Genomic DNA, 21,077 nt, shown 5'->3' on the forward strand with positions numbered 1-21,077 from the left:
AAAGTGTTTATATTTTACACTCCGTTTACACTTTTGTAAATATATAGTTTACACAATTTTCGAAAAATCAAGTATAAAGTAGTTTTTTAAGTTGGCACAAAAATTGCATATAAATAAAGCAACAAAGAATTTGAGGGGGTAAAAACATGCTATCTTATAAACACGAACCTTTTACAGACTTTTCAAAAGAGGAGAATATAAACGCTTTTAATCAAGCATTAGATCTTGTAAACTCACAGCTTGGGAAAGAATATCCCCTAACCATAGGCGGGGAAAAAATTATAACGGATCACAAAATCACATCATTTAACCCTGCTAATAAAAATGAAGTGGTTGGGGTTGTTTCAAAAGCAAGCAAAGATTTGGCGGAAAAAGCAATGCAATCCGCATTGGAAGCATTTGAGTCATGGAAGAATTTCCAGCCGGAAGGACGGGCTGATATCCTATTCCGTGCGGCTGCGATCTTACGCCACCGTAAACATGAATTTTCTGCCTATCTTGTAAAGGAAGCAGGAAAGCCGTGGAAAGAAGCTGATGCCGATACAGCTGAAGCAATCGATTTCCTTGAATTTTATGCACGCCAAATGATCAAGCTTCAAAATGGTGTACCAGTGCAAAGCCGAGAAGGTGAACTAAATCAATTTCATTACATTCCACTGGGAGTTGGGGTGATTATTTCTCCTTTTAATTTCCCGCTCGCTATTATGGCTGGAACAACTGTAGCTGCCATTGTGGCTGGGAACACCGTTCTTCTTAAGCCTTCAAATAACACACCGGTTGTGGCTACGAAATTTTTGGAAGTGATGGAGGAAGCGGGGCTTCCGAAAGGAGTACTGAATTTCGTTCCTGGAAGTGGTGCGGAAATTGGCGATTATCTTGTAGACCATCCAAAAACGCGTTTTGTCTCATTTACTGGATCACGTGAGGTTGGCTGCCGTATTTATGAGCGAGCAGCAAAAGTGCATCCTGGGCAAATTTGGCTAAAGCGAGTGATAGCAGAGATGGGCGGAAAAGATACAATGGTCATTGATAAAGATGCAGATTTGGATTTTGCATCAGCATCCATAGTATATTCTGCTTTCGGTTTTTCTGGCCAAAAATGCTCTGCGGGATCGAGAGCCGTAATTCATCAGGATGTTTATGATCAAGTATTAGCTAAAGCAGTGGAATTAACCAAAACCTTAACCGTCGGTAGCCCTGAAGAGGCTAGAACATATTTGGGACCTGTCATTGATCAGGCGGCATTTGACAGAATCATGAATTATATTGAAATTGGAAAAAGTGAAGGTAAAATAATGGCTGGCGGAGAAGGTGATGATTCTCGAGGTTATTTCATCCAACCTACTATTATTGCTGATGTTAATGAAAAGGCGCGCTTAATGCAGGAGGAGATATTTGGACCAGTTGTGGCTTTTTGTAAAGCACGTGATTTTGATCATATGATGGAAATTGCCAACAATACCGACTATGGCTTAACCGGTGCATTGATTTCAAATAATCGCGAACATATTGAGCGGGCTAGAAAAGAATTCCATGTAGGAAACTTGTATTTTAACAGGGGATGTACGGGTGCCATTGTTGGTTATCAGCCGTTTGGTGGATTCAATATGTCCGGTACAGATTCTAAAGCCGGGGGACCAGATTACCTCATTCTTCATATGCAAGCAAAAACGACATCAGAAATGTTTTAACTAGATTTAGGTAGCAGGAAAATATGGGAGGAATCAATATGATATTAAAAGATTTTTTTATGGCCTTATCACAAAACCAATTACTTAACAGTGCCGCTAAAAAGTATGGTTTAAAAATGGGGGCGCAAAGTGTTGTAGCTGGTACAAATATTGAAGAAGTAATTAAAAGCATTAAAGAGCTAAATAAACATGAGATCTCATGTACGGTCGATAACTTAGGGGAATTTGTCTTTAAAAAGGAAGAAGCAATCCAGGCTAGAGAACAAATTCTGAAAGTCATCGAAGCCATTCATAAGAATAAAGTAGATGCACATATCTCGTTAAAACCGACTCAATTGGGCTTGGACATTGAGTACTCTTTTTGTTTGAGTAATTTAAAGGAAATTGTTCACCAGGCACATCAATATGGGATTTTTGTTAATATTGATATGGAAGATTATGGACACTTAAAGCCTTCGTTTGATCTTTTAGATGAGCTTTCTTTGGAGTATGATAATGTAGGAACCGTTATCCAGGCATACTTCTATCAATCACAAGAAAATCTCGAAAAGTATAAAGATTTTCGCCTTCGTATTGTAAAAGGTGCATATAAAGAGCCTGAGGAATATGCGTACCAAGACAAGAAAGATATTGATAAAAACTTTATTAAGTTGATAGAATGGCACTTGTTAAATGGAAAATTCACTTCTATTGCAACACATGACCACAAAATCATCCAACATGTTAAAGATTTTGTGAAAAGAAATAATATTCCGAACGATAAATTTGAAATCCAAATGCTGTACGGCTTCAGAAAAGACCTTCAATTGAAACTAGCAAGTGAAGGCTGCAATTTCTGCACTTATGTGCCATTTGGAAAGGACTGGTACGGTTACTTTATGCGTCGGCTTGCGGAAAGACCACAAAACTTAAACCTTGTAGCAAAACAGGTCTTTAATAAAAAAAACAACACCATGATTGGCTTAGCGGTCGGTGCCTTTACATTAGGTAGATTATCTAAAGTAAACAAGAAAAAACAGAAATAATAAAAAAATAAGGCGTTCATAATTTAAAGCGAAGTTGGCTGAATTCACAACAACAACAAACTTGCATGATTATCATTGTGAACATTATGTAGAGTGCTATATTGTAAAAAATGGTGAATGTGTAGCAAGAGATCGTATACCAGTAACAATCTATTAAATAATGAAACTAGTGATCGAGTTCCCCCTGTTTTTTACAATTAATTTGTATTCGTACTTGTTTAATGAGGTGATTTTATTACCATCATTTCTTAATTAACTTACATTAGAATAGGTACTTCTCAGTGTTCAAACAAAGCTTTTCTTATCGAGCTAACGCTAGCATTATTTCAATAAGATCGAAAAAGGACTGTCAAAATTTAGACAGTCCTTTTTCAAATATTAAATTTCAAGATTTTACTTTAACAGAACCTTGATAAAAGAATGGAACGTAGTGTGAAAAATTTATTACAGCGACCGCTTGGTTTAATGGACTTAATTGAACTAAAATATTCATAATTACTGTATAAGACTCGACTCTGAATTTAATAGATTGAGGGTCTTTTTTACTTTCAACAGATGGATTTGAAAATAAACATTTGAATAGTACTCTTTTACTCAATTCCACCCAACTTTAGGATAATTTCAAGAAAATTAGTATCTGTTAGCGAAAAATGTCGTCCTTTTTTCATAGTCTGACGATCAAAAAAGGATATTTCTGATATAAAATTGAATACTTAAATGGGACTTTATGCTTAAAAAATTATTTAAATGAAAAGGATGATCTAATTGACTTTAAATTTAACACTTATGAATAATCAAGATTTTCGGAGGTTCCTAGAAATAGCAACTGTGAATTTTGCGAATGATAAAGTGAAAAATGGGAGTTGGAAAGAAGAAACAGCTTTAGAACAATCAAAGGCAGCTTTTCAATCTTTATTGCCAGAAGGTGAAAATACTGAAAATAACTATTTGAAAAACATTGTTTTAAACGAAGAAAGAATTGGTTATATTTGGTATTCCATTAATAAAAAACAAGAGCCAAATTATGCTTATTTATATGAAATTCTTATTTATCCAGAGCGGAGAGGTCAAGGATATGGTAAAGAAGCGATGAGGATGTGTATAAAAGAAATGAATGAATTAGGAGTAGATGATGTATGTCTACATGTTTTTGGTCATAATCAGGGTGCATTAAATCTATATCATCAACTTGGATTTGAGATTACTGATTATAACTTAAAGGTTAGTTCTTCTCGTTTTATATAAATTTATAAAAATAAATTAATAATCCAAAAAACTTGAGTTTCATAAAAAAGGAGCTGGTCGTCATTCATCTCCTTTTTCATGAAAAGCAAATGGGCCTATATTTATTGAATCTGTTTGTCGAGATATTGAGATAGAATTTTCAAACCAGAATCTAATTCCTCTAAAGATTGGGTAGAAGACAATGCAATACGTAAATACTTTTCAGAAGAAGCTTGTCCACTTAGAAAACGATCAGAATGAAACACACGTACACCTAGTTTTTTCAAATCTGCTTCTAAGTTTACCCCATTACTATGACTATGAATAGGAAGCCAACGGTAAAAACTAAGCGGATGATCAATCTTATTTACAGGGAAATAGGATGAATAAATATCGTTTACTTTTTCAGCTAATTGTTTCTTTTGTTGAACGATTTCATGCGCTTTTCCTGATAAGATCAGTTCAGTAATTACTTCTACATCAAGTGATGATGTTTTTACGTTAAGATTAAAAATAGCTTTCAAAATTTTTTCGCGTAGTGCATCCCCAAAAACCATGAAAGCAACTCTCAACCCAGAACAGATGGACTTTGATGTACCACAAATATATACACTTTGTTCTGGAAGAAGATTATACATCGGTTGTTTGTAATCAGAAATTACTCCTGCAGTAATAAATGCATGGATATCATCCTCGATTAATATTAAACGATGTTTCCTTATTACAGAAGCTAATTGAAGTTTTCGAACGTCAGAAATCATAATAGTAGTTGGGTTACTACAAGAAGGCATTAGGAAAATGCCATGTATATTTAATTGGCTACATTGCTTTTCAAGTTCATCTGGCAGCATCCCGTACTGGTCGGAATGAATAGGAATTAATTGAATGTGAAGCGTTTTTGCTAACTCTATAAAATTCGAAAAAGTGTAAAAGTCTGTTGCAATACGATTACCTGGCTCAAATAAACTTGCTAAAGCAATGACCAAAGCGTTTTGAGTACCAGATACAATCGCTAAATTATCTTGAGTGGCTTTAATACCGAAAGCTTCCATCCAATTTAGTGCAGCTGCCTTGTGATGTGGGATTCCGGTAGGATCATTATAATTTAATAATTGATCTAAATAGCTTTTACTGACTACTTTCTGAATTGCTTCGGTCACAATACTATTCGTTTGTTCAAAAGATGCCACAAAGCCAAGATCAATCCTATTGGCTGTTTTATCGGTTGAAATCGTGATTGAATGGGCTGCATTTGGAGCAACAAAAGTTCCACTTCCTGTAATCGCATAGATTAAACCTTTTACTTCACATATTTTGTAGGCACGAGTAATTGTCGTAAAGTTTAAGTCAAGAAAATCGGCTAATTCTCGCTGCGGTGGTAATTTTGTACCAGGTGCTAGAAAGCCATTTATAATATCTAGTTCAAGTTGTAACGCAATGGAATTATAAAAAGGACGTTTTAAAGTCTTTTTGTCGGGTTTCCAAGACATTGGGTAATTATCAAATGAATTTACTGGCATATAACACCTCTACTATTTAATTCCATACAATTATATCATTTTTGTATGGAAATCAAAAAATTCAAATCTATACTTAATAGAGTAGGGAGTTAGTAAACATTCTTTAAACCGTACTTGATTTAATTTTTAGAAAATTGTAATCCATACAATTATTTCGTTTTTTGTATGGATTCTGTATGTTAAATTATAATAAATTTAACGATACAGGATGTGAAGTTATGAAAAAAGGAAACAAGCTATGGATGGCATTTCGCTTTGCTTTTCCACACACAATACCCATTTTTGCAGGATTTTTATTTTTAGGGATAGCATATGGTATTTTTATGAATTCTTTAGGATTCAGTGCCATTTATCCGATTTTGATGGGGCTAACAATTTTTGCTGGATCGATGGAATTTATTGCAGCAAACTTATTACTGATGGGATTTAATCCAATTAACGCACTATTACTAACTTTAATGGTGAATGCGCGACATTTGTTTTATGGGGTCTCAATGTTAGATAAATATAAAGGCACTGGTAAGAAAAAGATCTATCTAATTTTCGGTCTATGTGATGAGACTTTTTCGATAAATTATACAGCTGATATACCAGATAGCGTAGATAAGAGTTTGTACATGTTTTTTGTTACATTCCTTAATCATTTGTATTGGGTAATTGGTGCAGCAATTGGAGGGATTTTTGGATCCCTTGTAAAATTCAATACTAAGGGACTTGAATTTGTAATGACTGCCCTTTTTGTTGTTATATTCATTGAGCAGTGGAAAAAAGAGAGAAAACACATTAGTGCAATAACAGGGGTTGGTCTTTCAACCATTTGTCTTATTATTTTTGGGGGAGAACATTTCATTATTCCTGCTATGCTTTCAATTCTTGTTACTCTTAGTGCAATTAGAAAGCCATCTAAGAAAGTCGAGGTATCAGTATGACGATGAATATAACACAGCAAATTATCACAGTATCAATGGTTGTTTTAGGTACAATGCTTACAAGATTTCTTCCTTTTATCATTTTTCCACCGGGGAAAGCTACACCGAAGTATGTACAGTATTTAGGTAAAGTCCTACCGTCTGCAGTAATTGGACTATTGGTCATCTATTGTTTTAAAAATGTAAATATACTTTCTGGTACTCACGGTATTCCAGAGTTTATTTCAGTATTTGTTGTTGCGATTCTCCATTTATGGAAGAGAATGATGCTTCTTTCGATCGCAGGAGGTACGATTGTTTATATGATTCTTGTTCAATTAGTTTTTTAACAAATAGGAGTGAAATGATGAAAAATTATAGATGGAGTAATGAACAAATTAGAAACCAAGTAAAAGTTCTTGATGGAGTAATTAATCCACATATTATCTTAAAAAATGCAACGTATTTAAATTCATATTTGAACCAATGGATCCATGCAAATATTTGGATTTACCAAGATCGGATTGTTTATGTTGGTGAAGCTCTTCCGGAAAACTTGAATGAAATTGAAGTAGTAGATTGTGAAGGGCAATACATAGTGCCAGGTTATATTGAACCTCATGCTCATCCATATCAGCTCTATAATCCTCTTACTTTAGCAAAGCATGCCGGACAATTCGGTACAACAACATTAATAAATGATAATCTAAAATTATTCTTAGAATTGCCTAGTCATGCTGCTTTTGAATTATTGAATGATTTTAAAAATATTCCATCAAGCATGTATTGGTGGTGTCGTTTTGACGCACAAACTGAATTTCCGAATAATGAAGTGCTATTTAATTCGAAAGATGTTATGTCTTGGCTTGAAAATGAATTAGTATTACAAGGTGGAGAACTAACTGCGTGGCCAAAGCTACTAAATGGTGACAACCAAATGCTTACCTGGATACAGGAGACAAAGAAATTAAATAAGAAAGTGGAAGGGCATTTTCCTGGAGCTTCAGAACGCACTTTAGCTAAGTTAATGTTATTAGGTGCAGATTGTGATCATGAAGCAATGACAGGGAAAGAAGTACTTTCGCGTTTAATGCAGGGCTATATGGTTTCATTAAGACATTCTTCAATACGACCTGATTTAGAAGTGCTTTTAAAGGAAATTAAAGAGCTTGGCATTCAAAAATTTGATCGCTTTTTCTTTACGACTGACGGTTCACATCCTTATTTTTATGAAAAAGGAATGACTGATGAATTAATTAAAATAGCAATCCGTCACGAAATACCGTTAATTGAAGCATATAATATGGCAAGTTATAATGTAGCTTGCTATTATAATATGGAACATTTACATGGTTCAATCGCCACAGGAAGAATTGCTAATATTAATCTACTAGAAAGTAAAGAAAACCCAACACCGCTAAGTGTTTTAGCAAAAGGTAAATGGATCAAAAAAGACGGGAACCTTATTAATCAATATTTACCAATCGATTGGGAGAAGTATCAATTTTCTAAACTAGATTTAAAGTGGACTTTACATAAAGAGGATCTAAGTCTTTCAAACTCATTTGGTATAAACTTAATAAATAATGTAATTACAAAACCATATGAAAGTATAATTGATGTAGAAAGTGATGAATTATCATACGAACATGATGAATGTTTTCTTTTAATGGTTGGAAGAGATGGTTCTTGGAGATTAAACTCGCTAGTGAAAGGATTTGCTCAACATATGGGTGGATTTGCAAGTTCTTATTCGGGTACTGGCGACATTATAATTTTAGGGAAAAGAAAATCCGATATGTTGAAAGCTTTTGAAAGAATGAAAGAAATAGGTGGTGGAATGGTACTAGTTGAAGAGAACAAAATTGTTCACGAAATATCTTTAGCTTTAAAAGGTAGCATGTCTGAATTAGATTTGGACAGTTTAATCCAAATTGAGAAAAAAATGATCGAATTGTTAAAAGAAAAAGGATATAAATACGACGATCCTGCTTTTACGCTATTATTCTTTTCTGCAACCCATTTGCCATTTATTCGATTAACTCCAAGTGGATTATATAACGTGAAAAATAAAGAAATTCTAGTTTCTCCAACAAATAGGGAACCTGCACATTATGAGAATTAGATTGAAAAGTTATGTAAAATCTTAACAAAAAACATAAATGATAAAGTCTATCTTAGGCATGAATCGGAAAATTAATCTGATTCATGCTTTTTTATTTGTTTGAGGTTGATTATTTTATTCAAATCGATCAGATTAAACAATTGAATTATCCAGATAAATTAGTATAGACATAATATAAATGTAGAAGAAATTTACAATGTTTGCCATATGCTATCTAGTAATTATTACATTAACAATTTAATATAAATTTCTTTTTTACGCTTTATTTAGACTAACAATAATGAAAAGAAACAAAGAAGCGTATACTATTCAAGATAATTTTAGAGTAGAAGATGGTAGGATGATTTATCTAAAATAGTTCTGGTTTTTAGAGAAGGGATGAAATATAAAGTGGATCATTTAAATGGAAGAAATGAAAAAAAATAAGAAAAATAATATCCATAATTTCACAATAAATGCCAAAGGTAATATTAATGAAAACTTGAATTTTACAGGATAAAATTGTAGGTCAATTAACTATGTGGTTAAATGGAAATCAACAAAAAAAATAAAAACACAATCCCGAATAGCAAAATCAGTTTTTATATTAATGATATAAAAAGGAGTGTAAAAAAGAAATACCATGATGGTAAGTACCAATTTAATATAAATCTTAAACTACCGATATCTGTTACAGAATCTCCAATAAAATTAAATGACAGTTCTGAAGGAAAGTTAATAAAAGAAATTGAAAATGACTTGCAAAAAGAACTAAGTCCTTTTTTAAATCCCTCCAAAATGACAAGTTGGATCCAATTGGCCACGGACTTTATGCTAGATCATTTAAATACTCAGAGTGGAAAAAGATAGAAGATAATTGGATTGGTGCATTTCAACAATCAAAAATTAAGGTTAAGGTTATTTTGGTTGATAAAGGAATATCATGTAAGTAATTACACAATGTAATATGAAAAAATGAGCCATTCTTTTGAATAAGTTAAGTAAAACAGGATAATTTGACAATTAAAAAGTCTCGATTGTAGAATGTGCCCTTAAAAGAAGAATTTAAGATTACGTTAAGTCTCAGAAAGAAGATGATTTCTGTATTCTACAGGTTCATCTTTTTTATTTTACACTGTTTCCAAATAGGCCTTTTGAACTTTTGTTTAGCTTATTTTATTTTTAAATCTCTTTACTTTTTAATAAACTTCTTGATACAATAGCTTTCCGTCTGAAAATTCGGCTATTTATTTATATAAAGGGGGTAGAAAAATGTCTACACAACAATTCGAAGAAGAACTCCAATATTTGAATTCAATTTTAAGCGAAATGGAAAAGCAGCTAACGAAACTTGAAGGGATTCCCGTTTACACTGGAAGTGATGTAACCGAACAAGTACTTGAAGGAATTCGAGAAACAAATCGAAGAAATCTTCGCTTAGCTAAAAACGAACCTTATTTTGGTCGAATGGATTTTCAAGAGGAGAATAAAGACTCGGTACCGGTTTACATAGGAAAAGTAGGTATATCAGAACAAGCTACAGAAAATCCATTGATAATTGATTGGCGTGCTCCGATTGCTAGTATGTTTTATTCGTTTACAGGTGGGGACGATCCTGCTTATTACGAATCTCCTGAAGGGATTATCGAAGGTATAATCTATTTAAAACGAAATATAGTAATCCGCAAAAAAAATCTCCAACGCGTTGTAGATACATATGTAAAAGGTGATCAAGATGTATCTACTACTGATGATTTTCTTCTATATCGATTAAGTGAAAACAAAGATAATCGCTTGAAAGATATTGTATCTACTATTCAATCTGAACAAAATGATATTATTCGTTCATCCAAAAATACACCTTTAGTCATTCAAGGAGTAGCAGGAAGCGGAAAAACAACTGTTGCTCTTCATCGACTTGCATTTCTGATTTACCAATACCGTGAAACATTAAGGGCAGATAAAATGATTATTTTTGCACCTAATAATATGTTTCTAGATTATATTTCAAACGTTCTTCCAGAATTAGGTGTAGGTGGCATTCAACAAACTACATTTTCTGATTGGGCATTAAATACCCTCGACCATGAAGTAAAACTAAAGGATTCATCTGAAAACCTAAACAAATGGTTCGCAACAGGTGCTAACCGCCATGAAATCAATCATACTAGTCCAGGTAAATGGAAAGGTTCAACTCATTTTATGTCATATATTGATCGATGTATGGATATGTATGAAGCCTCAGCTGTTCCTGAGAAGGATTTCAAGCCATGGAAAAAAAGAATGATTGATAAAGAAACACTTAAACATTGGTTTAGTATTGAATATAAACATTATCCACTTGCAAAACGGAGAGAACGTATTGTTGCAAGGCTCAAGAAATGGATTGATAATGAACTAAATATTATAGAAGAAACAAATATAAGAAAAGAGAAAAAGAAAAAAGCAACTCAATATTTAAATTCTTATATGAAACAATGGCCAAAGCATACTGCGCTTTCTTTCTATAAATCTCTCTTCAATACAACAAAGGATGCTTCTATTGTAGACGAAATACCTGCAGATATTATTAAATCTACATCTTTAAATTGTAAAAAGAAAGAAATGGATCAGGAGGATTTGGCTCCGCTAGTTTATATTCACAATCGTCTTTTTGGAATTGAGTCAAAGCAAAAGTTCAATCATGTAATAGTAGACGAAGCACAGGATTTTTCACCTTTTCAAATTGCATTATTAAAGCAAATGACGCTAGGAAATTCGTTCACCATTCTCGGCGATTTATCCCAAGCTATTCACGAGTATCAAGGGATTAATACTTGGGATGAATTTTTAGAGATATTTAATGAAAAAGAAGTAACCTATTACGAGTTAAATAGAAGCTATCGTTCAACAATGGAAATCATTCATTTTGCGAATGAGATTATAAAAAAAGCAAATATACCTGTTAGCTTAGCAAATCCAGTATTTCGAAGTGGAGAACAAGTTAAAATACAAGAAGTAGATTATACAAATCGGGTTCAAGTAATCATTAATTCCATCCATCAATTAAAAAAGGATAAAATGGATACAATTGCAATTATTGGCCGTACTGAGGATGAGTGTGCAATTTTATATAGTGAATTATCTGCAGCTGGTGAAGAAGTAACTTTTATTCATTCAAAACAGAGAAAATACGAAGGTGGAATTTCAGTAGTACCGGTATATCTTTCTAAAGGTCTTGAATTTGATGCTGTACTACTTGTCGATGTAGATGCCGTGCATTATGAAGAAACGAAACAAGACGCTAAGTTACTTTATGTTGGCTGTACTCGAGCACTTCACAATTTGACTGTATTATATTCTGGAAACAAATCTCCACTAATTGAAAAATCACCAATTCAGACTTTTTAATTACAATACTCATTATTTTAGCTAAGGGCAAAATTAAACAGCATTTTCAATTATTTAATACAATTTTAAAAGGGCATCGTTTTTACAGAACGATGCTTTTTTATATTGACTCGAAAGATTTTTTTAAAACTCTAGACTATTTTTTAATTAAAAAATACAGAAAATTCTTCTGTTATTGTAAAAAAATCCTAAAATATGGTAAATCTTACTCATTTCAACAAGATTAGTAGTCTATTAATATTGAAGTATTAAATAAAAAGTAGGTGACCATCATCGAGAAAAAACACGAAGTCGTATTGTGCATGAAGGATCTAAGAAAGGATTATGGTCCAAAATCGGTTTTAAAAGGAATTGATTTAACTGTTCATCGAGGACAAATTATAGGCTATATTGGACCAAATGGAGCTGGTAAAAGTACAACTATCAAAATTTTATTAGGACTAGAAGGGAATTACTCTGGGAAGGTTGAGATTTTTGGGGAGGAAATTTCGGATCAGAATGTTGAATACAAGAAGAGAATTGGTTATGTTCCTGAAATTGCTGAACTATACGATAATCTTACAGCTAGAGAATATTTAACATTCGTTGGCGAGTTATACGGGATGGATTTTGACGAAGCAGATGAGAAGGCTCTGAAGTTAATGAAGGTATTTGGTTTGGAGGAAGTTTACTTATCACGAGTAGCTTCTTTTTCAAAGGGGATGAGGCAAAAAGTCCTTATCATTTCAAGTTTAATACATAATCCTGACCTATTGTTTTTGGATGAGCCACTTAGTGGGCTTGATGCAAATAGTGTAATGGTATTTAAAGAAATTCTAGACATTCTAGCTGCTAATGGAAAAACGATTTTTTATTCATCACATATTATGGATGTAGTAGAGAAAATTAGTAATCGAATTATTTTAATCAATGATGGAAAAATAGTAGCAGATGGTAGTTTTAAAGAATTAAAGGAGCAAAATGAAGAAGGATCATTGGAACAGATTTTTAATCAGCTTACAGGATTTAATGAACATCAAGCTTTAGCTGAGGAATTCGTATCCATTGTTAAAGGGGGATAACTATGAAGGATTTCCCTATGTTAAAAATCTTAGACTTTTTTCGACCGCTATTTGAATTGTTTGGTGTTGAATATCCAATCATGCGTAAAATTTTAGCAGTAAAATTAACAATGGATAGTCGTAGGACACCGACCATTTTTAATCAAAACAACAAGAGAACAAAGAAAGACGAAGAAAATGGAATCACAAAATCATTAGGAGTGTATGCTTTACTCAGTTTGACACTCATTCCTTTAGTGCTTTTTGGAAAAAGTTATGTATATGAAATGAGCGTTTTTTTTGGCATTATTATGTTCCTCATCATGACATCAATGATTTCTGATTTTTCAAATGTCTTACTTGATGTGAAAGACAAGGGAATTCTACATACAAAACCAATTGGAAAAAAGACAATTACTGCTGCAAAAATGGTACATATATCAATCTATCTTTTATTAATAACTACATCAATTACAGCTTTGCCAGTGATAGTTGGGACATTTAGACACGGATTTTTATTCTTAATTTTGGCAATTGTAGAGCTTCTTCTCGTCAATTTATTTATAGTTGTCTTTACAGCGATTATCTATTATTTCATTTTAAGATTTTTTGATGGTGAAAAGTTAAAAGATATTATCAATTATGTTCAAATCGGACTATCAATTTCGATCGCTGTAGGTTATCAACTAGTTGGTAGAGCGTTTAGCTTTGTAAATTTAGATATGTCATTTTCGCCAACTTGGTATCATTTTCTTATTCCCCCTATCTGGTTTGGAGCTCCATTTGAGTTAATTTTAAATCGTAACACAAGTACATATCTTATTGGATTTTCTTTTTTAGCAGTAATAATTCCTATTATTGCAATCATGTTATATAGTTTATTGAGCCCATCCTTTGAGAAAAATCTTCAAAAATTATCAAATAATAGTGGCATAAACAAAAAAAAAGACAGTAAGTGGAAGAATTGGCTGTCTAAAATATTTTGCAGTAATAATGAAGAAAAGGTATTTTTTAGATTTGCAGATAATATGATGCGAAATGAGAGGGAATTCCGTTTAAAGGTTTATCCATCATTGGGATTATCACTCGTTCTTCCATTCGTTTTTTTATTCAATCAATTACAAATTTCTTCCTATCATCATATCGTTTCAAGTAAGAGTTATTTAACGATTTATTCGTCTTGCTTAATCATTCCGAATGCGATCGCAATGCTAAAATATTCCGGGAAATATAAAGGTGCTTGGATCTATAAAACAGCGCCAGTATCAAACCTTGCACCATTATATAGTGCAACTTTAAAAGTATTTATTGCAAACCTCTATTTTCCTGTCTATTTTATATTAAGTATAATTTTTATCGGAATCTTTGGTATTAAAATAATTCCTGATCTATTAGTTGTTTTTGTAAGCTCAATTTTATATACAGTTATTTGCTCAAATTATCTTAAAGGATCACTGCCATTTTCAGAGTCGTTTGAGGATGCTCAACAAAATTCTGGTATTAAAATAATGATTGCCTTAGTTTTAGGGGGGATATTAGCATTAATTCATTGGGGGATCACTTTTATTCCATTTGGTGTATTGATTTATTTAGTCTTGCTAATATTTGTAACTTTCTTTTCATGGAAACGTGCTTATAAGACGATTTGGAATTTTTGAAACGAAGAATTATAAATTAATAGTTAACATAATTGCTAATTTGGATCTTCTTGTTTAATTAAATGAGAGTTATTTGAACAGTAAAAATGTATTGAAATAGTAATTCTTTTTTTATGTGCAGCACTTAATTAATATAGAACTATTTAAAAAATATTTATCAAGCAATCTAATATTACTAAGAAGGACTGTCAAAAAATTGACAGTCCTTTTTATTCAGATTGTGAACTTTAATTAAAGTGAGCCTAATAAGAAGAGTGAGTAAAACGTCACTGAAAATCGATATTTAACGAGTTTACTTCTATAGAAAAAAAGGTGATTTCACGTTTTAAATAAATAATTACTTTTTACCATTGGATTCTAGAAGTTATATAATTCAGTCAAATTTATTGCTATACTATGAAATGGGGAGCTGAGCAAACATGAAAACTAGATTTTACTTTTTCGTCCTGATTATATTACTTTTAGCACAAATACCGAACAATGCTGTAGCTGAAACAGTGGACAAAAAAGTTTACTCTTACACAGGCAATGACACAAATGAGATAGATGGACAACTCAATTCTTTCAATGAGATTCATAGGTATGAAATAACACCCGATGCCTCTGGTGAAATAGCAATTTATTCTATTTCGCCGATAGCGAAGTCAAGTGCGTATTTTTACGATGAAAATGACAAACTTGTTGATGTAGTTCGAAATCCATCCGTTTTTACGGTAACAAAGGGAAAAACGTATGCATTAGAAATCCGTGGTCCTATCAATATCGATTATCCGATTTCGTATCAGTACAAAATCATACTACCTTCAGAGCATCCGACCTGGAATCAAGTCTACGAACCAAATGATGTAAAGGGCCTTGCCTATCCGCTTCAAAGCGGAAAAACTATTTCTGGCTATATCGAAGACGCTTACGATCGTGATGTGTATAAAATAACGGTAGAAAAATCAGGTGAATTATTCGCTGCAATATACGGTATTCCACAGACACTCGATTATAGAATCTGGATGCAAAATGAAGATGGAAGTACGCGGTATTTAGATGATTCAAAGACTTATGGTCATGCAATCGATGAACTCGTTGAACCAGGTACGTATTATATAACCGTTGTTCCAGTGAATTCCAATCATTCAAACGACGGTGACTACAAGCTAGAAGTCTCGTTTCCGACAAATGATGAAGTTTCACCTGATGCCGAGGGTGAACCAAATAATACACGACAGCAAGCAACCGAATTATTACCGGATAATGAGTATCATGCAGCCTTTACCAATTCATTTGATGTTGACTGGTACAAAGTGAGTGTACCTGAACGTACTCGAGTGGTTTTAGACACTCAGAGCGCGGATGTCGAAATCGTCAATTCGAATTTTTACTCTAGTGTATCGACGAATGAAAACTATAAGTATGATGGATATTTATTACCGGGAACGTATTATGTGAAAGTCAATCGAAAAAACGATGCAATGAAAAACGGGATGTATACGATTCGACGAACTGATGTCCCAGAGTCAGACGAATGGACAAATGGAAAAAATCCTTCATTTATCAATTTTGATCAAGTCTATGACGGGAAAATGGATTATTTACATGATCTTGATTTTTATTCGATTCCTAAGGTTGATCGAAAAGGGATTCTTCAACTACGATTTCGTTCAAATTTTAAGGAACAACTTGATCTTCGAATGACTTATTATTTACAACCAACGTTTGTGAGAGAAGAAGGGGACGAGACTGTTTATACCTATTTTATTAAAGAAAATATTTATCCGTATAAGTTGACCGTTCAATCGCCAAACGGCGAGTATGGTCGTGATAAAGACTATAATTTAAAAGCGACCTTTCAGCCTTATGCAACGGTTGATCAGATATACAATAATGGAAAAACGGTAAGTGGACAGACTCTACCAAACGTTCATATTCATTTTTATACGTTTAATCCTCTCGAAGCCCATGAGAAACTTGCTGGAGTTGGTGAAAGTGACGAAAACGGGCATTTCACTGTCCCAATACAGGGGCATGAGTACAGCACCTATCTTAGGATGCGAATCGATGAATTACAAGTACTAAATGGTAATACAGGTGAAAACGAGCAATTTACCCCCATTATCGACATGACTATTCCGACGATCAAAGAGGTTGAAGAAATTTCAGACCGAACAAATGGGATGCTTGGAAAAGGAGAACCATATTCAACCATTACATTTACGGCAAATGGTAAAATCATCGCCACAACAACCGTTAAAGAAGATGGAACATATTTTATCAATTATCCAATACAAAAAGCAGGAACAATAGTGTCAATTCAAGCGAAGGATCATAGCGGGAATGTTTCGACACCAATTAGAGTAACAGTCAAAGATAAGACACCTCCTGCGACTCCAGTAAAACCTTATGCAAGTGATTTTGAAGGCAAAGTAACTGGAAAAGGAGAACCTGGGGTTACAGTTCTTGTTTACTCGAGGCATCCAGAAAAACTAATTGGTTCAGGCACTGTCTTATCTAACGGCAATTATGTGGTTAAGATTCCGAAGCAAAAAGCAGGTACGGAACTGTATTTGAGATTTAAAGATAAAGGCGGAAATTATTCGGCTCCAGCATATCTCATTGTGATTGATAAAACACCTCCAACATTTACAATGAGTAAAAAGATTGTGAAAACAAAAAAATGGTATATGCTTTCTGGAAAAACGCAGCACCAAGTGGAAATTGAAGTTAGAAAAGGTTCAAAATTAATTGCACACAATTGGTCAAGCGTTAGAGATGCAGGGTTTAACTTATACATTCCTCCACAAAAGAAGGGGCAAATCGTCACCATAATAGCGAAAGATCTCGCTGGAAACAAATCAAAGCCACTTTCTTTTAAGATTAATTGAAGTATATAAACTCTATTTAAAGTGAAAAAAAGTTAAATGTTTATAAAAGTAAAATTTGAGGATTAATCCTATAGTATATAGGACTTAATCCTTTTTTTTTGTCTAAGTTTAGTATTGGTATTCAACCAATACTAAATAGTAGAAGGCACTTCGTTTTCTACTTTTTATATTTTATTTCTTGGGTAAGATAAATGAGTGAGTTGAGCAATTAAATAGAACTTTTTAATTGATTGGGATAATATGGGATTGTAGCTTAAATAAAAAGTTTGTGAGAGGACGTTGAGTATGTCTAATTTATTCAAACCATTCAAATATAAAGGATTAGAATTAAAAAATCGTGTTGTAATGCCACCTATGTGTCAATATTCGGTCCATTTAAAAGATGGGATTCCAACAGATTGGCATTTCGTTCACTATACTAGTCGGGCAATCGGAGGTACGGGTTTAATCATTATTGAAATGACAAATGTTGAAGATCGAGGCCGCATTTCAGATTATTGCCTAGGAATTTGGAGTGATGACCATATCCCTGCATTTAAGCGTATTATCGATGAATGTCATAAATATGGTGCAAAAGTTGCGATTCAAATTGCTCATGCAGGACGTAAAGCTGAAGATGCTCCAATTCCAGTGTCGTCTTCACCGAACGCTTTTAATGAGAAATCAAAAACTCCACATGTGTTAACAACTTTAGAAGTTAAAGAAATGGTTGAAAAGTTCAAAAAAGGTGTTGAGCGAGCTGTTCTTGCTGGGGTAGATACGATTGAGCTTCATGGTGCACATGGCTATCTCATCCACCAATTTGCATCTGCTTATACGAATCAAAGAACAGATGAATATGGACAGGATAAATTTTTATTTGGAAAAGAAGTTATTAAAGCAGCAAAAAGTGTAATGCCAGCTGACATGCCACTTATTATGCGAATTTCTGCGTTAGAATACGTGGATGGAGGCTATGGACTAGATTATTCTGTCGAAATGGCTAAAGCATTCCGTGATGCAGGTGTTGATATCTTTCACATTTCATCCGGTGGTGAAGGTCCAATCGGTTCAGGAGGTAGACCTGGATCTCATCCTGGATATCAAGTCAAATTGGCTGAACAGATTAAAAAAGAAGTTGAAATCCCTGTCATTGCAGTAGGGAAATTAGATGATGCAAATCTTGCAGAATCTGTACTAGGCAATCAGGAAGCAGATTTAATCGCTGTAGGTCGTGGGATGCTAAGTAATCCCTATTGGGCGAATGAAGCTTCTATCCATCTTGATGGGAAACCTTTGACTCCAAAACCTTATGAGAGAGCATATTAAGTTAAAATGTGTGAAAAGTACGCTGAATGAAGAGCGTACTTTTTTTATTTAAAAACGAAAAAAAGATCTTGGTTTGTTCCAAGACCTTATTTCGAATTTTCTTCATCAAAAAATGGTTTGTTAGCAAAATAATACATAACTGCCATCATAAATTCTCCACCAATAAGATTTCCAATTGTTACAGGAATTAGATTACGAATCATACCTGATATAGAAATAGTGGTAGGATGATCAATTACAAGTGCAATTGCAAAGGAGCACATATTGGCAATACTATGCTCGTATCCGGACATAAAGAAACAAAAAACAAATAACATCATCGCAGTAATTTTTGTTAGATTTTCAGTTTCACCAAAAGACATTGGTATGAAAAAGGCAAGGCACACGAGCCAATTACACAAGATGCCCCTTGCGAACAAATGAAAAATAGAATTGTCTATTTTATGTTCGACAACTGATAATAGAAATGCACTTGAGTCAGGAGTATCAAAAAGTCCAGTAGTATAAATGATAAAAGCAAAAAGACATGCCCCTAATACATTTCCTACATAACTATATACTAAAAGCTCAAAAACTTTAGGCCATTTCATCTTATCTCGCAATGCAGCATAAGTGTAATAAAATGTATTCCCAGTAAAGAGATCTCCCCCACCATACCAAATCAACACAATAGCAGCTCCAAATGTTAATGCGGCAATTGGGTAAGCAACAGGAGAATTAACTAAGAAAAAGCCGTTCCCTGTTTTGAAAGCTACCATTACACCGAAACCAATAAACATACTTGCAAGCATACTTCTTAATACGTAGCGGAGATGGCTTTGGTCAAATATTTTTTGTTTCTTTAAGGCTAACTTTTCTACTTCTAAAAGCGGTTTTACTTCCATCGAATCACCCCTTTTTAATTTGTCCATAAATGGTTAAGAAATAGCATTTTTGTAAATTTTTATGGTAAAATTTTATTATTAACAATTTTCCGCATAATTAAATCAACTGTTATAAATGAGTTGATGGATATCAAATAGTAGATATAGAAAAGTTTATTGGAGGGGTTATTTTGAAAGAAATTATAGTACGCCCATATACATTTGAGGATGCAGAGGCTAAGTTACAATTACATGTAGAAAATAAAGAACATTTTGAAAAATGGTCTCCTACGTTAAGGAAAGAAGACTTTTATACAGTTGAAGGACAAATGAATAGTATTAAAGAGTTTATGGAAAAAAGTGCAGAAGATAGTAGATATGATTTTGCAATCTTTGTTAAAGAAGACAACGATTTAACTTTAATAGGAGAAGTACAGTTCATTTTTGTTACACGAGGACCTAAACAAAGTAGTATGGTTGGTTACCATATTGGGGAAAAATTTAATGGTCATGGATATATGACGAAAGCTTTGAAACTTGCTCTGAAAATTGCATTTGAAGATTTAAAGTTCCACCGAGTGACATCAGAAGTTAATCCAGAAAACTTAGGGTCTTTACGTGTCCTTGAAAAGGTTGGATTTGTGAAGGAAGGATATTATCGAAAAAACTTGAAAATTAGAGATCAGTGGTATGATCATGTTTGTTTAGCAATCTTAGAAGAAGAATTTGCAGAGAAGGTTGGCACAAAGCTAATTTAGTAAAATAAATAGTTTGATTCATTTAAGATAGACAGGTTACTGTTTATCTATTTTAATGGAAAATAATTCCAATACCTAAGTAAAAAGTTCATTTTTACATTAATTGAAAATAATTTAGAGGTATTACGACATAATTTTTAGTTTGTCATAAAATTTTAACAATAAAAATAAAGGAAAATTGGCATATTTTAGCTAATTAATAAGAAAGGGAGTTCATACTCTCTTTTCAATTTAATAATCGATGCATCAATTCGATTAAAGTGTAAGATGCTCAAAGTAAAAACTATGGTGAAAAAAAAGGAGTGGTAGGGATGAATTTCTACATTATATCGGAAGAGCAAGAAAACCAAAACATTCATTATTACTGTATCGCTGCAGGTAGCCATCGCTACGACTTTGCTGTTATCTTTTCGGAAAAATTTCTAGGGAAAGCAATGGTTGTCTCTATTCAAAGTGGAAGAATGGTATTACTTTGCAGAGAAGACATTGACCATCCAGAACATTGGGACCAAAAGCTTGGTATTGCAGCTGAAGACATCAAAGAAATTGAAACGTTTTTTCATTCCATTTTGGACCAACGAATTTTTAGTGATCAATATTAAAAAGCGAGAGTCTCCAAATTTTTGGAGACTCTTTTTAATTTGTAATTATAATTACATCTTTGGTTTCTTATTTAAGTAAAGAGAGTAGCTATATTAAAATGTACCCTTTGTAA

Annotated in this window: 17 protein-coding genes and 1 pseudogene; 15 read left to right on the forward strand and 3 right to left on the reverse strand. The window is 33.1% G+C overall.

What is annotated here, in order from left to right; translation table 11 throughout:
• Positions 1–146 precede the first annotated feature (146 nt).
• The 3 genes from pruA (at position 147) to COI44_RS24885 (ending at position 2,873) form a co-directional block, all read left to right on the forward strand.
• Positions 147–1,691, forward strand: coding sequence for an L-glutamate gamma-semialdehyde dehydrogenase (gene pruA / locus COI44_RS17875; protein ID WP_098429142.1), 1,545 nt, complete (start codon positions 147–149; stop codon positions 1,689–1,691).
• Positions 1,692–1,729: 38 nt separating this feature from the next.
• Positions 1,730–2,716, forward strand: a complete 987-nt coding sequence (locus COI44_RS17880) for a proline dehydrogenase family protein (RefSeq protein ID WP_098429143.1) — start codon at positions 1,730–1,732, stop codon at positions 2,714–2,716.
• 61 nt (positions 2,717–2,777) lie between these two features.
• Positions 2,778–2,873 (forward strand): nucleotide-binding domain-containing protein, encoded by a 96-nt coding sequence (locus COI44_RS24885; protein ID WP_353616022.1) that lies wholly within the window; start codon positions 2,778–2,780, stop codon positions 2,871–2,873.
• Positions 2,874–3,101: 228 nt separating this feature from the next.
• On the opposite strand, the gene COI44_RS17885 is transcribed toward COI44_RS24885, so the two are convergent.
• On the reverse strand, positions 3,102–3,314 hold the full coding sequence (locus COI44_RS17885) for a hypothetical protein (RefSeq protein ID WP_098429144.1): 213 nt from the start codon (positions 3,312–3,314) through the stop codon (positions 3,102–3,104).
• A 167-nt stretch (positions 3,315–3,481) separates the two neighbouring features.
• Here COI44_RS17885 and COI44_RS17890 point away from each other — a divergent pair, with 167 nt between their 5' ends.
• Positions 3,482–3,961, forward strand: a complete 480-nt coding sequence (locus COI44_RS17890) for a GNAT family N-acetyltransferase (protein ID WP_098429145.1) — start codon at positions 3,482–3,484, stop codon at positions 3,959–3,961.
• A gap of 101 nt (positions 3,962–4,062) precedes the next feature.
• On the opposite strand, the gene COI44_RS17895 is transcribed toward COI44_RS17890, so the two are convergent.
• Complete coding sequence (locus tag COI44_RS17895; RefSeq protein WP_098429146.1) at positions 4,063–5,460, reverse strand: aminotransferase-like domain-containing protein; 1,398 nt, start codon at positions 5,458–5,460, stop codon at positions 4,063–4,065.
• A 218-nt stretch (positions 5,461–5,678) separates the two neighbouring features.
• Between COI44_RS17895 and azlC the strand changes: the two genes are divergently transcribed.
• The 9 genes and pseudogenes from azlC to COI44_RS17940 all read left to right on the forward strand — a co-directional run bounded on the left by azlC (position 5,679) and on the right by COI44_RS17940 (position 18,741).
• Positions 5,679–6,389, forward strand: coding sequence for an azaleucine resistance protein AzlC (azlC, locus tag COI44_RS17900; RefSeq protein ID WP_098429147.1), 711 nt, complete (start codon positions 5,679–5,681; stop codon positions 6,387–6,389).
• On the forward strand, positions 6,386–6,718 hold the full coding sequence (locus COI44_RS17905) for a branched-chain amino acid transporter permease (RefSeq protein ID WP_098429148.1): 333 nt from the start codon (positions 6,386–6,388) through the stop codon (positions 6,716–6,718). Before azlC ends, COI44_RS17905 begins: the two co-directional genes overlap by 4 nt.
• A gap of 17 nt (positions 6,719–6,735) precedes the next feature.
• A complete protein-coding gene (locus COI44_RS17910; RefSeq protein WP_483295493.1) occupies positions 6,736–8,493 on the forward strand; it encodes an adenine deaminase C-terminal domain-containing protein in 1,758 nt (585 codons plus the stop codon).
• 528 nt (positions 8,494–9,021) lie between these two features.
• Positions 9,022–9,425 (forward strand): annotated as a pseudogene (locus COI44_RS23930) (Ger(x)C family spore germination C-terminal domain-containing protein).
• Positions 9,426–9,744: 319 nt separating this feature from the next.
• Positions 9,745–11,862 carry a HelD family protein gene (locus COI44_RS17920; RefSeq protein ID WP_098429151.1) on the forward strand — a complete coding sequence of 706 codons (2,118 nt, stop codon included), beginning with the start codon at positions 9,745–9,747 and terminating at the stop codon, positions 11,860–11,862.
• A gap of 302 nt (positions 11,863–12,164) precedes the next feature.
• The gene (locus COI44_RS17925; RefSeq protein ID WP_098429152.1) at positions 12,165–12,923 is read left to right on the forward strand and encodes an ABC transporter ATP-binding protein; all 759 of its coding nucleotides are present in this window, start codon (positions 12,165–12,167) and stop codon (positions 12,921–12,923) included.
• Positions 12,924–12,925: 2 nt separating this feature from the next.
• Positions 12,926–14,560: a hypothetical protein gene (locus COI44_RS17930; RefSeq protein ID WP_098429153.1), complete on the forward strand. Its 1,635-nt coding sequence runs from the start codon at positions 12,926–12,928 to the stop codon at positions 14,558–14,560.
• A 419-nt stretch (positions 14,561–14,979) separates the two neighbouring features.
• Positions 14,980–17,433: an Ig-like domain-containing protein gene (locus COI44_RS17935; protein ID WP_098429154.1), complete on the forward strand. Its 2,454-nt coding sequence runs from the start codon at positions 14,980–14,982 to the stop codon at positions 17,431–17,433.
• A 285-nt stretch (positions 17,434–17,718) separates the two neighbouring features.
• The gene (locus COI44_RS17940) at positions 17,719–18,741 is read left to right on the forward strand and encodes an NADH:flavin oxidoreductase/NADH oxidase (RefSeq protein WP_098429155.1); all 1,023 of its coding nucleotides are present in this window, start codon (positions 17,719–17,721) and stop codon (positions 18,739–18,741) included.
• Positions 18,742–18,827: 86 nt separating this feature from the next.
• On the opposite strand, the gene COI44_RS17945 is transcribed toward COI44_RS17940, so the two are convergent.
• Positions 18,828–19,625 (reverse strand): formate/nitrite transporter family protein, encoded by a 798-nt coding sequence (locus COI44_RS17945; protein ID WP_098429156.1) that lies wholly within the window; start codon positions 19,623–19,625, stop codon positions 18,828–18,830.
• Positions 19,626–19,795: 170 nt separating this feature from the next.
• Here COI44_RS17945 and COI44_RS17950 point away from each other — a divergent pair, with 170 nt between their 5' ends.
• Together COI44_RS17950 and COI44_RS17955 are read left to right on the forward strand one after the other, a co-directional pair.
• The gene (locus COI44_RS17950; protein ID WP_179887175.1) at positions 19,796–20,362 is read left to right on the forward strand and encodes a GNAT family N-acetyltransferase; all 567 of its coding nucleotides are present in this window, start codon (positions 19,796–19,798) and stop codon (positions 20,360–20,362) included.
• A gap of 311 nt (positions 20,363–20,673) precedes the next feature.
• The gene (locus tag COI44_RS17955; protein WP_098429158.1) at positions 20,674–20,964 is read left to right on the forward strand and encodes an SAV0927 family protein; all 291 of its coding nucleotides are present in this window, start codon (positions 20,674–20,676) and stop codon (positions 20,962–20,964) included.
• The last annotated feature ends 113 nt before the right edge of the window (positions 20,965–21,077 follow it).

It is taken from the genome of Bacillus sp. AFS088145 (assembly GCF_002564465.1).
Lineage (GTDB): Bacteria > Bacillota > Bacilli > Bacillales > Bacillaceae_G > Gottfriedia.